This is a genomic window from Niveispirillum sp. SYP-B3756, assembly GCF_009495745.1.
Taxonomy (GTDB): Bacteria; Pseudomonadota; Alphaproteobacteria; order Azospirillales; family Azospirillaceae; genus Niveispirillum.
Window position 1 is genome coordinate 36,335 of record NZ_WIDQ01000014.1, and the last position, 13,954, is coordinate 50,288.

Consider the following 13,954-nt stretch of genomic DNA (forward strand, 5'->3'; position numbering starts at 1 on the left):
GCGTGCCGCCCCCCAAGAAACGCCCGTCCGATCTCGCCGTGCGGGCCCTGTCGGCCGTGCTGCTGGGGCCGCCGGTACTGGCCGCCGTCTGGTTGGGCGGTGTCGCCTTTGACCTGCTGATTGCCTTGATCGCCGTGTTGGGGCTGCGCGAATGGGTACGGCTGGCTGAACCGGGGCAGCAGCGCCTGCCGTTCAGCATTTCCCTGGTGGCCGTTGCCGCCGTGGTGGCGACCGACTTGTTTTCGGGTGCCCATGCGGCCGTGCTGCTGGCCCTGGCGGCCACCCCTGCACTTTATCTGGCAGCCCATGCCACCCGCATGAAGCACCGGCTGCTGCTGGCGGCGGGGGTGCCCTATATCGCTCTGTCGCTGGTGTCGCTGGATTGGCTGCGCACGGAGAACGGGGCGGCGGGGCTCTCGCTCTTCCTGTTCCTGCTGCTCTCCATTTGGGCCACGGATATCGGGGCCTATGCTGCCGGCCGCACCATTGGTGGGCCGAAACTGGCGCCGCGCATCAGCCCCAAGAAAACCTGGGCCGGTCTGATTGGCGGCATGGTGTCGGCGGCCCTGGCCGGTTTTGGTGTGGCCAGCTGGGCCGGGGCGGAAAAGCCCTGGCTTGCCCTGATCATCGGTGCCCTGCTGGCCGTGGCCGGGCAGGCGGGTGACTTGTTCGAATCGCATATGAAGCGCCGGGTGGATATGAAGGATAGCGGCCGGCTGATCCCCGGTCATGGCGGCATTCTGGACCGTATTGACGGGTTGATCTTTGCCGCCCCGCTATTCGCGCTGATCCATGGTCTGGCCGGGGAATGGTTGCAATGGTGGTGATGTCAACAGCCCCCGCCCGCCGGGTGACGGTGCTGGGCAGCACAGGGTCTGTGGGTTCCAATACGGTGGAATTGCTGGCCGCTTATGCTGACCGTTTCGCGGTAGAGGCGCTGGTCGCCAATACCAATGTCGCCAAGCTGGCGGCACAGGCCAAGCTGCTGCGGGCTAAGCTGGCCGTGGTGGCCGACCCTGCGCAGTATGCGGCGCTGCGTGACGCGCTGGCCGGGACGGGCATTGAGGCGGCGGCCGGGCCGGAGGCGGTGGTGGATGCGGCCCGCCGGCCTGCTGACTGGGTGATGGCGGCCATTGTCGGTGCCGCCGGGCTGGCCCCGACCCTGGCTGCCATTGAACGCGGCGCCACCGTGGCCTTTGCCAACAAGGAAGTGCTGGTCTGCGCCGGCGATCTGGTGATGCAGGCAGTGCGCCGCCATGGCGCCACGCTGCTGCCGGTTGACAGCGAACATAGCGCTATCTTCCAGGTGTTTGATGAGAAGCGGCGCGAAGCGGTATCGCGGCTGGTGCTGACCGCCTCGGGCGGTCCCTTCCGGGAAAAAAGCCTGGAAGAGATGCGGGCCATGAATCCGGCCCAGGCCTGCGCCCATCCCAACTGGTCGATGGGCGCCAAGATTTCCGTCGACAGTGCCAGCATGATGAACAAGGGGCTGGAGCTGATCGAGGCTCACCATCTGTTCGCCATGCCGGAAGACCGCATCGATGTGCTGGTGCATCCGCAATCGGTGGTGCATAGCTTGGTGGAATATATTGATGGCTCCGTGCTGGCCCAACTGGGCACGCCGGATATGCGTACCCCCATTGCCGTGGCGCTGGCCTGGCCGGAGCGGATTGCCACGCCGGGCGACCGGCTGGACCTGATCAAGGCGGGGCGGCTGGATTTCCAGGCGCCTGATCCTGTGCGCTTCCCGGCCCTGACCCTGGCCAGGGAAGCCTTGCGCGCCGGCGGGGTGGCCCCTACAGTGCTGAACGCGGCCAATGAGGTAGCAGTGGCGGCCTTCCTGCAAGGCCGCATCGGCTTCCTGGACATTGTCCGGGTGGTGGAGCGTACCCTGACAGCCTTCGGGCCATCGCCGATCAGCACGCTGGCTAATGTGATGGCGGCAGATGGGGAAGCGCGTCGCCTTGCCTTTGCCGAAATTGCAGGTTAGTCCACCTGCGGACGATACGGAGCCTCGGGGCATTTGATGGAAGTTCTGAGCTTCATCTGGAATTACGGCATCATGTTCCTGGTGGTGCTGACCATTCTCGTCTTTGTGCACGAGATGGGGCACTTCCTGTTGGCCCGGCGCAATGGCGTGCGGGTGGAGGTTTTCTCGGTCGGTTTCGGGCCGGAGATTTTCGGCCGCACCGACCGGCACGGTACCCGCTGGAAATTCAGCGCTGTCCCGCTGGGCGGCTATGTGAAGATGTTCGGCGATGCCGGTGCCGCCAGCACGCCTGGCGATGGGTTGAACCAGATGAGCGCGGCGGACCGCGCCGTCTCCTTCCACCATAAAAGGGTGGGGCAGCGCATGGCCATCGTGGTGGCCGGGCCGATGGCGAATTTCCTGTTCGCCATCGTGGCCTTCGCCTTCATGTTCATGGTCTATGGCCAGCCCTATTCCACGCCCGTGGTGCTGGAAGTGGCCCCGGACGGTGCCGCCAATGAGGCGGGGATGAAGCCGGGTGACCGGATCATCCAGCTGGAAGGGGCCAGCGTGGAGCGGTTTGAGGATGTGCTGGGTGCCGTCATCATCAATCCGGGCAAGCCGCTGCACATGGTGGTGCAGCGCGCCGTTGCCGGGGAGCCGGAAAAATTCGAGACGCATGAGATAGTTCTCACGCCGCGCCACGTGAAAGTGGAAGATCGTTTCGGCAATGTCCACACGATCGGCCGGATGGGCGTGATCCATGGGGGCTATGAATATCGCCGCCACACGCCGCTGAAGGCCGTCTGGGAGGCCGTCAAGGAGACGGTCGGATCGATCGAGAAAACCCTGGGTGTCATCTGGCAGATGATCAAGGGGGAGCGGGAGACGACCGAACTGGGCGGCTTTCTGGGCATTGCCCAGATGACCGGCCAGGTGGTGCAGGAAAATTTCGTGACGGTCCTGTGGTTCATGGCCGGCATGTCGATCAGCCTTGGCCTGATCAACCTGTTCCCCATTCCGATGCTGGACGGGGGACATCTGCTGTATTACGCACTGGAGGCGGTTCGTGGACGGCCTCTGGGGGAGCGGGCCCAGGAATATGGTTTCCGGGTGGGCCTGGCTTTGGTATTGAGCTTGATGCTATTCGCGACATGGAACGATCTTGTCCGTCTGCGTGTCGTCGACTTCGTCAAGAATGTCCTGTCATAGCCTTTTGGGGGAACAGTTGGTCTCGGTTTCCAGGTTCGCGGCACTGTGCCTGCTGCTCGGCGGCACGACCGCAACATCCGTCATCGCGCTCTCATCTGGCGCCATGGCCCAGGAGGCGTTTGATGGTGGCATCATCCGTGATGTCCGTGTCGAAGGCTCCCAACGTATCGAAGGGGCGACGGTTCAGTCCTACCTGACGGTACGGGCTGGTGATCCGTTCGATCCGGCGAAGATCGACCAATCGCTGAAGTCGCTGTTCGCCACCGGCCTGTTTGCCGACGTGGCGCTGCGCCGCGATGGTGGCACGCTGGTGGTAGCGGTGGTGGAAAACCCCATCATCAACCGCATCGCCTTTGAAGGGAACAAGCGGGTTAAGACCGAGGATATCGGCGCGGAAGTGCAGTTGCGCCCCCGCACGGTCTATACCCGTACCCGCGTGCAGAACGATGTGGAGCGTATCCAGGAGATCTATCGCCGTAAGGGCCGCTTTGCCGCCCGGATCGAGCCGAAGATCGTGCAGCTGGAGCAGAACCGCGTCGACCTGATCTTCGAGATCGACGAAGGCCAGATGACGGGCGTGCAGGCTATCAGCTTCGTGAACAATAATGTGTTCGACGACAGCGAACTGCGCGACATCATGATCACCAAGGAATCGCGCTGGTGGCGCTTCCTGTCGTCCAACGACAATTATGATCCCGAGCGCTTGCGCTATGACCAGGAGCAGATTCGCCGGCATTATCTGCGCAATGGCTATGCCGATTTCAAGGTGCTGACGGCGGTGGCGGAGCTGACGCCCGACCGCGAAGATTTCTTCATCACCCTGACGGTGGATGAAGGCAAGCGCTACAAGTTCGGCAAGATAGAGATCACCAGCGACATCCCCGATCTCGATATCGCCCCGCTCTATCAGGCGCTGAACACGGTCAGCGGTGACTGGTATAATGGCGACAAGATCGAGGAATCGATCAAGGCGCTGCAGGACCGGCTGGGCGATCTGCAATATCCGTTTGTCGAAGTCGACCCGCTGCTGGAACGCAACCAGGAAGATCAGACGATCGATCTGCTGTTCGAAATGAAGCAGAGCCCGCGCGTTTTCGTGGAGCGGATCGACGTCAACGGCAATTACCGCACGCTGGACAAGGTGGTCCGGCGCGAAATCCTGCTGGTGGAAGGCGATCCGTTCAGCATTTCCAAGGTGCGCCGGTCCGAACAGCGCATCAAGGATCTGGGCTATTTCCTGGAAGCCACCATCACCCCGAAGGAGGGCAGCTCGCCCGATCAGGCGGTGCTGACGGTTGATGTGCAGGAAGATTCCAGCGGCGAAATTCAGCTGGGTGCCGGTTACTCCACCACCGACGGCGCGTTGCTGGATTTCTCCTTCCGCGAACGCAACCTGATGGGCAAGGGTCAGGATCTCCGCCTGTCCACCACCCTGTCCAAACGCACGTTCGAGGTCGATCTGGGCCTGACGGAGCCTTATTTCCTGGACCGCGATCTGGCGGCGGGTATCGACCTGTTCCGCATCGTGCGTGACGATTCCCGTTACTATTCCTACAGCCTGGAAAGCACGGGCGTGACGTTCCGTCTGGGCTTCCCGTTGTCGGAAAAGCTGCGTCAGCGCCTGTCCTACTCGTTGAGCCAGAACAAGATCGACAATGTCCAGCTCGGCTCGTCCCGCTTCCTGCTGGATCAGCGTGGCTCGACGGTGACCTCGGCGGTGGAAAGCCAGTTGTTGTGGGATGAACGCGACAGCCGGCTGGAGCCGACCTCGGGCTTCTACTTCCTGCTGTCCAACCAGCTGGCTGGCCTGGGTGGTGACACACGTTATCTGCGCAACCGCATTACCGGCGGCACCTATTGGGAGCCGTTCGAAGAGGTGGTGCTGGGCCTGACCACGGAGGCCGGCTATATCTGGGGCATGGGCAAGGATCTGCGCATCAATGACCGCTTCTTCCTGGGTGGCGATACGCTGCGCGGCTTTGAAGTGGGGGGTGTTGGCCCGCGCAACGTGCCCAACATGAACAATAAGGATAACAGCGATTCGCTGGGTGGCACCGTCTTCACCCGTGCCAGCCTGGAACTGACCAGCAAGCTGGGCCTGCCGGACGAACTGGGCGTGAAGGCGCACCTGTTCAGCGATGCCGGTACGCTGTCCTCCTCCAAGGAGACGCCGGGCCAGGGCGACATGTTCTATGACAGCAACAAAATCCGTGCCTCGGTTGGTGTGGGTGTGTCGTGGAAGTCGCCCTTCGGTCCGATTCGCCTCGACTTGGCCTATCCGTTCTCCAAGGAACCCTATGACCGGACCGAGCAGCTGAAATTCAGCTTCGGCACGCGCTTCTGATGATGATGCGGCGGGTGGGTTCCTCCTCCCTGCGCTGGCTGATCGCCGGTTTGGCCCAGGTGGCCGGGCCGGCGATCAGTCTTGCCGCACCGGTGGTAACGCAAGACCCCCCCGCCATGCCGTTGCCAGCCCTGGCCCAGGTTGTAGGTGAGCCGACATCGGTGACAGCGGCGCCCGCCGGCCCAACACGCCGGGGCAGCTTGCCCTATGCGCAGGTGGCGGTGGTGGATGTGCAGCGCATCCTGCAGGATGCTGCCGTCATGCGGTCCATCCAGCAGCAGCTTGACCGGCAGAAGGATCAGTTCCAGCGGGAGGTCGGTGCCCAGCAGGAACAGCTGCGGGTGGCTGAACAGGATCTGGCCAAGTTGCGCCAGTCGGTGGCGGTGGAAGAGTTTGATCGCAAGCGCACCGACTTTGAAAGCCAGGTCTCGGCCATGGGCCGCGCCCTGCAGGAACGTACCCGCCGTCTGGATGTGGCCTTCAATCAGGCTCGCAACAGCGCCATCAACACGCTGGATCAGGTGATCGCCGAGGTGGCCAAGGAGAATGGCGCCACCCTGGTTATTTCCCGCCAGTTCATCGTCTATCAGGCGGGAACGGCGGGCGACATCACTGACGAGGTGATGCAGCGGCTGAATGCACGCCTGCCGGAAATCATCGTCAATCTGCCGGCATCGCCCTAACGGCGGTTTGACCTTCTCTGCCCTTATCTTTTCGTCCAGAGGTCCATCCCATGGCCGATCCCCGCTTCTTTGACCGTGCCGGTCCCTTCACCTTGGCCGCACTGGCCGCGCTGTCTGGGGCGGACGTCGTCCCCGGCGCTGATCCCGATCTGCTGCTGCATGATGTGGCGCCTCTGGATGGAGCCGGGGAGGGACAGCTTTCCTTCCTGGATAACCGCAAATATCTGGACGCGTTCAGCGCCAGCAAGGCGGCCGCTTGTGTCGTGCATCCGGCCCTGGCGGACAAGGCACCGGCCGGCATGGCGCTGCTGCTGTCGAAAAAGCCCTACCGTTCCTATGCGCTCTGCGCCCAGGCCTTCTACCCGCTGCCCCAGGCCAGCGGGGTGATTTCGCCCGCTGCCCATATCGATCCGGCAGCGGTGCTGGGGCAGGGGGTGGAGATTGCGGCCGGGGTGGTGGTGGAGGCGGGTGCCATCGTCGGTGACCGGGTGCGCATCGCCCCCAACGCTGTCATCGGTCGCAATGTGCAGGTCGGCGCCGATACGATCATTGGTGCCTGCGCCTCGCTGTCCCATTGCATCATCGGGGCGCGGGTGATGATCTATCCCGGTGCCCGCATCGGTCAGGATGGCTTCGGCTTCGCCATGGATATTGACCGGCATGTCCGGGTGCCGCAGCTGGGCCGCGTCATCATTGACGATGATGTGGAGGTGGGGGCCAATGTCACCATCGATCGTGGGGCCGGGCCCGATACGCTGATTGGCCGGGGCTGCATGATTGATAATCTGGTGCAGATCGGGCACAACGTCCAGCTCGGGGCCGGCTGCGTCATCGTGGCCCAGTCCGGCATTTCGGGAAGTACCAGGTTTGGCCATCATGCCGTGCTGGCGGCGCAGGCAGGCGTTGCCGGTCATCTGACCATCGGCGCCGGTGCGCGCATCGCGGCACAGAGCGGCGTCATGCGGGACGTGGAGCCCGGCACGGAGGTGTTTGGCACCCCCGCCATGCCGAAGCGCCAATATTTCCGGCAGGTCGCCATGATGGGCCGGCTTGTCAGGGGCAAAAGTGGACAAGGCGATGAACGCGACGGCGGATAATCAGGTTTTGGAGCAGCTCGACATTCTGCGGATCATGCAGATGATCCCGCACCGGTATCCCATGCTGCTGGTGGATAAGGTGCGCGATATTGTGCCGGGCGAAAGCTGCACCGGCATCAAGAATGTCACGGTGAACGAGCCGATCTTTACCGGCCATTTCCCGCAGAAGCCGGTGTTTCCCGGTGTGCTGATCGTGGAAGCCATGGCACAGACCTCTGCCATTCTGGTGATGCATACGCTGGGGCAGGAGGCGGAGGGGCGGCTGGTCTATTTCATGGGCATTGAAGAGGCGAAGTTCCGCCGCCCGATCGTGCCGGGTGACCAGATCCATATCAAGGTGCAGCGCCTGCAGAACCGCCGCAATGTCTGGAAGTTCAAGGCGGGGGCCTTCGTCGACGGCAATCTGCACGCCGAAGCCACATATTCTGCCATGATTGTCATGGATAGTGAGAAGGCGTGAGGTTATGGGCCGGGGGATATTTCTTCCCCGGCCTATGGCATCCCCTTGATCCCTTGCGACGGAACCATCCGCACATGACCAGTTTCATCCATCCTTCCGCCATTGTCGACTCTGCTGCCCAGATCGGGAATGACGTGCATATCGGCCCGTTCTGTGTTGTCGGTCCCGATGTGGTGCTGGGGGATCATGTGCGGCTGGTCAGCCACGTCGCGGTCGATGGCCGGACCCGCATCGGTTCTGGCACTGTGGTCTATCCCTTTGCCAGCCTGGGGCACCCGCCGCAGGATTTGAAGTATAAGGGGGAGCCGTCAGAACTGATCATCGGCTCCAACAACAAGATCCGCGAACAGGTCACCATGAATCCCGGCACCGAGGGTGGCGGCATGGTGACCCGCGTGGGCAGTGGCGGGCTGTTCATGGTCGGTGTCCATATCGGCCATGATTGCATCGTCGGCGACAATGTGATCTTCGCCAACAATGCCACGCTGGGCGGGCATGTGGAGGTTGGCGATTATGCCGTACTGGGCGGCCTGTCGGCCGTGCATCAATGGGTACGCATCGGCGCCCATGCCATGATCGGCGGCATGTCGGGCGTGGAGGCCGACGTTATCCCCTATGGTCTGGTCAAGGGCGAACGCGCCTTTCTGGCTGGGCTCAATCTGGTGGGGCTGGAACGGCGCGGCTTCAACCGGGAGCAGATCGGCGCCCTGCGTAATGGCTTCAAGCGCATCTTCACCGCCGGTGAAGGCACCATGGCGGAACGGATGGAAGCGGCGGCGACGGAATTCGCCGACAGCGATCTGGTCGCCGCCATGCTGGATTTCCTGGCCAAGCGCGGATCGCGTGCGCTGACCCTGCCGCGCTGAGGCGGCGTGATGGCGGCCAAACTGGGTATTCTCGCCGGCGGCGGTGACCTGCCGGTCCGGCTGGTGGAGACATGCCGCCGCGACGGGCGGGAATTTTTCCTGATCGCCCTGGAAGGGCAGGCGGAGCCGGGCTGGCTGTCGCCTGCCATCCCGCACGCCTGGTTCCGCATGGGGGCGGCCGGTGCCATCCTGGATCGGCTGAAGGCCGAACGGGTGGAGGATATCGTGCTGGCCGGCCGGGTGCGCCGGCCGTCGCTGGCGGAATTGCGGCCAGACTGGAAGGCCACCCAGTTCTTCACCCGTATCGGCATGAAGGCGCTGGGGGATGATGGGCTGCTGCGCGGCGTGGCACAGGTGCTGGAGCAGGAGGGGTTCCGCGTCGTCGGGGTGCAGAGCCTGATCGGCGACCTATTGACCCCACCCGGCCCGCTGGGCCGCGTTCACCCAGATGAACAGGCGCTGGCCGATATCGCCCATGGCGTCACGGTGGCGCGGGCCCTGGGGGCGCTGGATATCGGTCAGTCCGTGGTGGTGCAGCAGGGTGTCGTGCTGGGGGTGGAAGCGGTGGAGGGCACCGACGCGCTGATCCAGCGTTGCGGACCCTTGCGCCGGCCCGGTGCCGGCCCGGTGCTGGTGAAATGTGCCAAGCCGCAGCAGGATCGCCGGCTGGATCTGCCGGCCCTGGGGCCCGATACGGTGGCCCATTGTGTGGCGGCGGACTTTGCCGGCATCGCCGCGCAGGCTGGCAATACCCTGTTTCTGGGCCGGGAAGGGGCGGTGGCTGCCGCCGATGCCGCCGGCCTGTTCCTGCTGGGGATTGAGCCATGAGTGCGCCGCTGATTTTCCTGGTCGCGGGGGAGCCATCGGGCGATGTGCTGGGCGCCCGGCTGATGGCCGGGCTGAAGCAGGCCACCGGCGGGCAGGTGCGCTTTGCCGGCATCGGTGGGGAACGCATGATCGCGGAGGGGCTGGACAGTCTGTTCCCGATGGAGGAACTGACCCTGTTCGGTCTGGCCGAACTGCTGCCCAAACTGCCCAACATCCTGCGCCGCATCCGCCAGACGGCCGATACCATTCTGGACCTGAAGCCGGATGCCGTGGTCACCATCGATGCGCCGGATTTCTGTTTCCGGGTGGCGAAGAAGGCGCGGCGGGCCGACCCGTCAATCAAGCTGATCCATTACGTCGCCCCTACCGTCTGGGCCTGGCGGCCGGGGCGGGCCCGGAAGATTGCTGCCTTTCTCGACCATCTGCTGGTGCTGCTGCCGTTTGAGCCGCCTTATTTTCAGAAGGTCGGGCTGCCCGCCACCTTTGTCGGCCATTCCATTGTTGAAGCCGGGGTGGAACAGGGGGATGGGGCGGCCTTCCGCGCCCGCCATGGCATCGCGCCGCAAACCAAGCTGTTGACCGTGCTGCCCGGCAGCCGGCGCAGCGAAATCAAGCTGTTGTTGCCGGATTTCGGCCATGCGCTTTCTATTCTGGCGCAGCGCCATCCCGATTTGCGGGTGGTGGTGCCCACGCTGGGCAAGGTGGCGGGACCGGTGCGGGATGCCGTGGCGGGCTGGCCGCTTGCCCCCATTGTGGTGGAGGGGGATGCGGAGAAATATGACGCCTTTGCCGCCTCCGCCGCCGCGCTCGCCGCTAGCGGCACGGTGGCGCTGGAACTGGCACTGGCGCGGCTGCCGGCCATCATCGCCTATCGTATCCATCCGCTGACCTACCGGCTCTACCGCCGGCTGATCCGGGTGAAATATGCCAATCTGGTCAACATCATGCAGGACCGGATGCTGGTACCGGAATATCTGCAGGGTGATTGCGCGCCCGACCGTCTGGCCGAGGGGGTGGATCGGTTGCTGACCGATCCAGCGGCCCGGCAGGCGCAGATCGATGGCGTGGCGGAAGTGGCCCGCTGGCTGGGCCAGGGGGAAGAAAAGCCCCCCAGCCGCCGCGCGGCGGATGCGGTGCTGGCGGTGATCAAGGGGTGAGTTTCACCCCACCAGCCGGCGGGCGATGGCTTCATCAATATGGCCCTTCAGCACCGGGTCTTTATTGTAGAGCCGGTTGAAATCCCGCTTGTCCAGCAGCAGCAACTGGCAATAGGCGCTGGCCGTCACGTCCGCATTGCGCGGCTGGTCCATGACCAGGGCGATTTCGCCGAAGAAATCACCCGTACCCAGCCGGATCGGCTGTTCCAGCCCCGGCACCTCCACGGTCACCGCACCCGACGAGATGAAATAGACCGTATCGCCGCGTTCCCCGCGCCGCACGATGGGTTCGCCGGGGAAATAAAGGCGCGGGCGCAGCAACCGCTCAATACGCTTCAACCGGTCGGGGGACAGGCCGCTGAACAGGGGCACGCGGGCCACCAGCTCATGCGTCGCCAGCCCCAGATCAAGCTGAGGCGGCTGTTCCACCGTCTGTCGTCGCTCCCGCAGGTCGCGTTCCAGGGTGTTGAGGATTTCGCGGCTGATCAGCGCTTCTTCGAACAGGGCCTGGGTGGCGCGTTCCTCCATCCGCAGTCCGGCCCGGATGAGATATTGCACCTCCACGCTTTCAATATAGGCGGGATATTGTAGGCGGATGATTTCCATCGCCTCGTCAATGCGCTTCATGCGGGCGGCCAGCCGGTCCCGGACGGCGGCGGCCGCCTCCTTGCCCAGCATAGGCTGCAGTCGCTCCGTGGTGAAAAGCTCCAATTCCTGCAGGCAGAAGCGCAGCGCGATCAGCATGGCAAACCGTTCCGACAGGCGGGCAGCCACCGGCCGTTCCACGCCCGTGCGACGATGCAGCCACAGGGCGGCCCGCAGGCCCCGGCCGGGGCGCACCATCTTGCGGGCAATATGGTCGTAACCGGCGGGACCGCCGGTCTTCAAGCCATCCTGCAATTGCCCGGCCCCGGCGGTCAATGTCTCCACCGTCAGGCGGGAAATCAGCCCGTCATGGAAATAGGCCAGATAGCGCTGTTCCTCATAGCGGGCCAGGGTGGACAGCCCGATATAAAGCCGGTCATCCACCGACAGCGCGCCATAGCGCGCATCCAGATCCAACTGCTCCTGCGCCAGTTCCGCCCCGCGTTCCAGCAGCGGGTCAATAGCGCGGCTGGTATCCAGGCCGAACCGCGCCGCCACCTCCTCCAGATCGCGCCGGACATTGCTGAGCGACAGGCCCAGCGCCCGGTTGCGCAGGTTCAGCTCGATCGGCGTCAGCTTGTCGATACCCAGCAGGCCGATCAGCGGGCGCAGGCTGGTGCCCTGCACGAACAGGGTGAACAGCACGAAGCCGGTGGCCACCACGGCCACCGTATCCTGAATGCTGTCGGGCACCCGGCGATTTTCTGTCACCGCCAGCGCCAGGGCCAGGGACACGGCCCCGCGCAGGCCGCCCCAGGTCATCACCGCCCGATAAGGCACGCTGATGCGGTCACTGGCGCCGATCCAGCCCAGGATCGGCAGCAGGCCGAACACCACCAGGGCACGGGCGACCAGTGCGCCCGTCACCAGGGCTGCCAGCAGGGCCAGATGGCTCCATTTCGCATTCAGCAGGGTAGGCGGCACCAGCATGGAGGCGAACAGAAAGATCAGCGAATTGGCCCAGAAGCCCAGCTGCCCCCAGACATGTTCCAGCCCCCGCCAGCTTTCCGGGCTGAGCCGGGTGCGCCCGCGTGACGCCATCACCAGCCCGGCCAGCACCACGGCCACCACACCGGACACATGCAGATAATGTTCAGCCAGAATGAAGGAGAGATAGGCCAGCGCCAGGGTCAGGGTGATCTCCGACTGTGCCTGATTGCGCAGGGGCGTGACGATCAGGGCGGCGGTCCAGCCCATGACCCAGCCAACAGCTGCCCCGCCCAGGAACTTCACCAGGAAATCCAGCCCGGCCGCCGCCAGATCGGGTTCCCCCCCACGGGTCAGCATGGTCAACAGCAGGGTGGAGAGCACAATGGCGGCGGCATCGTTGAACAGGCTTTCCCCCTCCACCAGGATGGAAAGCCGGCGTGGGGCGCCCAGATCGCGGAAAATGCCCACGACGGCGGCGGGATCGGTGGTGGCGATGATGGAGGCCAGCAGCAGACAGACCACCAGGGCCCGCTGGGTGGCCTGACCGTGCCAGATGCCCCAGGCCCACCAGGTGGCCAGCCCCGCCACGGCGGTGCAGACCAGTACGGCAACGATGGCCAGCAGCAGCACTGGCCCCATATCGTCCAGCAGGCGGCGGACATCGATGGCCAGGGCCGTTTCAAACAGCAGCACCGGCAGAAAAATATAAAGAAAGGCGGCGGAGCTCAGTTCCACCTCGCCCAGCGCCTTGATGAAGTCCCCCGCTGGCCCGCCACCCAGCCAGGAACCGCCACCATGGATCAGCAGGCCGATGCCCACCCCTGCGGCGGCCAGCACCACTGTATAGGGAAGGCGCAGTCTTTTGGCCAAAGCCGGCAGCAGGCTGACCAGACCGAGCAGCCCGGAGACGGCCAGCAACGTATAGACCAGGGCGTCCATTCAGGGGTGATGCTTCCATGGCGGGCAAGGTTAACCAGGAGCGCAAGATTGCATGGACGCGCGTTGCCCACCAGCGGCCGGCTGTGGCGGGGGCCTATGCATGGCCCGCAGCCTCGTTGCGGCGGCATCGCGTCCCGATTCTCCGCTCACGCCCTTTGGCTACTTGCAACAGATCTCTGGAAAGGCCATGTTTATTGCGAACGGCTCGCGTTTGGTCGGAAAGGATCGGTACCTTGACGATAAAGGATGAATCGCCATTGGCCGTTCCCTCGGCCCGCCCGACGCCTGTACGCGGCCGCCTGTTCTATCTGGCCCTGGCCTATCTCTGTGTCGGGCTGGGCATGGTGGGGGCTGTTCTACCCTTGCTGCCCACCACGCCCTTCCTGCTGGTCGCCCTCTGGGCTTACTTTCGCTCCCATCCGGAAAAGGCGCAGAAGCTTCTGGAACATCCGCGTTTCGGCCCGGCGCTGCGCGACTGGCGGGAGCAGGGGGCCATTCCCACCCGTGCCAAGATCGCCGCTGTTGGGGTGATGGCGCTGTCTTGGGTGATCGTTTATCTGACCGCCCCCCACCCGGCCGCCCCCATCGTGGTGGGGGTGATTCTCTGCTGCACCGGCACCTTTGTGGCGACCCGCCCATCCCCTAAACCCCGACAGGCGCGGGATCTGGCCGCGCCGGAAGGGCCGGCAGCCTGATCCGGCCCGTGCCTCATTCCCGCGACGCTTACGCGCATCCGGTCAGGGGCGGTTTTTGTTGCCCCCTATGGCGGGGGTAACATGCTATTATCACTTTCGTCTGAAGTGGCGCTGGTGCGCCGCCGGCCC

12 protein-coding genes are annotated in these 13,954 nt (G+C 64.4%); 11 read left to right on the forward strand and 1 reads right to left on the reverse strand.

The window, feature by feature from the left end; all coding sequences use genetic code 11:
• Positions 1-2: 2 nt before the first annotated feature.
• The 10 genes from GE253_RS20225 to lpxB all read left to right on the forward strand — a co-directional run bounded on the left by GE253_RS20225 (position 3) and on the right by lpxB (position 10,616).
• Positions 3-827 carry a phosphatidate cytidylyltransferase gene (locus GE253_RS20225; RefSeq protein WP_348770916.1) on the forward strand — a complete coding sequence of 275 codons (825 nt, stop codon included), beginning with the start codon at positions 3-5 and terminating at the stop codon, positions 825-827.
• Positions 818-1,990 carry a 1-deoxy-D-xylulose-5-phosphate reductoisomerase gene (locus tag GE253_RS20230; RefSeq protein ID WP_153205961.1) on the forward strand — a complete coding sequence of 391 codons (1,173 nt, stop codon included), beginning with the start codon at positions 818-820 and terminating at the stop codon, positions 1,988-1,990. The genes GE253_RS20225 and GE253_RS20230 overlap by 10 nt, the downstream gene beginning before the upstream one ends.
• Before the next feature lie 36 nt (positions 1,991-2,026).
• Positions 2,027-3,181, forward strand: coding sequence for an RIP metalloprotease RseP (gene rseP, locus GE253_RS20235; RefSeq protein ID WP_153205962.1), 1,155 nt, complete (start codon positions 2,027-2,029; stop codon positions 3,179-3,181).
• Positions 3,168-5,525, forward strand: coding sequence for an outer membrane protein assembly factor BamA (bamA, locus tag GE253_RS20240; protein ID WP_153205963.1), 2,358 nt, complete (start codon positions 3,168-3,170; stop codon positions 5,523-5,525). Before rseP ends, bamA begins: the two co-directional genes overlap by 14 nt.
• The gene (locus GE253_RS20245) at positions 5,525-6,208 is read left to right on the forward strand and encodes an OmpH family outer membrane protein (protein WP_153205964.1); all 684 of its coding nucleotides are present in this window, start codon (positions 5,525-5,527) and stop codon (positions 6,206-6,208) included. Before bamA ends, GE253_RS20245 begins: the two co-directional genes overlap by 1 nt.
• 50 nt (positions 6,209-6,258) lie before the next feature.
• Positions 6,259-7,305: a UDP-3-O-(3-hydroxymyristoyl)glucosamine N-acyltransferase gene (gene lpxD, locus GE253_RS20250; RefSeq protein ID WP_153205965.1), complete on the forward strand. Its 1,047-nt coding sequence runs from the start codon at positions 6,259-6,261 to the stop codon at positions 7,303-7,305.
• Positions 7,286-7,765, forward strand: a complete 480-nt coding sequence (fabZ, locus tag GE253_RS20255; RefSeq protein WP_089290016.1) for a 3-hydroxyacyl-ACP dehydratase FabZ — start codon at positions 7,286-7,288, stop codon at positions 7,763-7,765. Before lpxD ends, fabZ begins: the two co-directional genes overlap by 20 nt.
• 74 nt (positions 7,766-7,839) lie before the next feature.
• Positions 7,840-8,631 (forward strand): acyl-ACP--UDP-N-acetylglucosamine O-acyltransferase, encoded by a 792-nt coding sequence (lpxA, locus tag GE253_RS20260; RefSeq protein WP_153205966.1) that lies wholly within the window; start codon positions 7,840-7,842, stop codon positions 8,629-8,631.
• Between the two features lie 9 nt (positions 8,632-8,640).
• On the forward strand, positions 8,641-9,459 hold the full coding sequence (lpxI, locus tag GE253_RS20265) for a UDP-2,3-diacylglucosamine diphosphatase LpxI (RefSeq protein WP_153205967.1): 819 nt from the start codon (positions 8,641-8,643) through the stop codon (positions 9,457-9,459).
• The gene (lpxB, locus tag GE253_RS20270; RefSeq protein ID WP_153205968.1) at positions 9,456-10,616 is read left to right on the forward strand and encodes a lipid-A-disaccharide synthase; all 1,161 of its coding nucleotides are present in this window, start codon (positions 9,456-9,458) and stop codon (positions 10,614-10,616) included. Before lpxI ends, lpxB begins: the two co-directional genes overlap by 4 nt.
• Positions 10,617-10,619: 3 nt before the next feature.
• Here lpxB and GE253_RS20275 read toward each other — a convergent pair whose 3' ends face one another.
• A complete protein-coding gene (locus GE253_RS20275) occupies positions 10,620-13,130 on the reverse strand; it encodes a cation:proton antiporter (protein ID WP_153205969.1) in 2,511 nt (836 codons plus the stop codon).
• 233 nt (positions 13,131-13,363) lie between these two features.
• On the opposite strand from GE253_RS20275, the gene GE253_RS20280 reads away from it, so the two are divergent.
• Positions 13,364-13,825, forward strand: a complete 462-nt coding sequence (locus GE253_RS20280) for a YbaN family protein (RefSeq protein ID WP_247878769.1) — start codon at positions 13,364-13,366, stop codon at positions 13,823-13,825.
• The last annotated feature ends 129 nt before the right edge of the window (positions 13,826-13,954 follow it).

Excerpts from the sequence above, each read along its gene's own strand:
- GE253_RS20230 (WP_153205961.1), top strand. The coding sequence starts at position 818 with ATGGTGGTGATGTCAACAGCCCCCGCCCGCCGGGTGACGGTGCTGGGC.
- rseP (WP_153205962.1), top strand. The coding sequence starts at position 2,027 with ATGGAAGTTCTGAGCTTCATCTGGAATTACGGCATCATGTTCCTGGTG.
- bamA (WP_153205963.1), top strand. The coding sequence starts at position 3,168 with ATGTCCTGTCATAGCCTTTTGGGGGAACAGTTGGTCTCGGTTTCCAGG.
- GE253_RS20245 (WP_153205964.1), top strand. The coding sequence starts at position 5,525 with ATGATGATGCGGCGGGTGGGTTCCTCCTCCCTGCGCTGGCTGATCGCC.
- lpxD (WP_153205965.1), top strand. The coding sequence starts at position 6,259 with ATGGCCGATCCCCGCTTCTTTGACCGTGCCGGTCCCTTCACCTTGGCC.
- fabZ (WP_089290016.1), top strand. The coding sequence starts at position 7,286 with ATGAACGCGACGGCGGATAATCAGGTTTTGGAGCAGCTCGACATTCTG.
- lpxA (WP_153205966.1), top strand. The coding sequence starts at position 7,840 with ATGACCAGTTTCATCCATCCTTCCGCCATTGTCGACTCTGCTGCCCAG.
- lpxI (WP_153205967.1), top strand. The coding sequence starts at position 8,641 with ATGGCGGCCAAACTGGGTATTCTCGCCGGCGGCGGTGACCTGCCGGTC.
- lpxB (WP_153205968.1), top strand. The coding sequence starts at position 9,456 with ATGAGTGCGCCGCTGATTTTCCTGGTCGCGGGGGAGCCATCGGGCGAT.
- GE253_RS20275 (WP_153205969.1), bottom strand. The coding sequence starts at position 13,130 with ATGGACGCCCTGGTCTATACGTTGCTGGCCGTCTCCGGGCTGCTCGGT.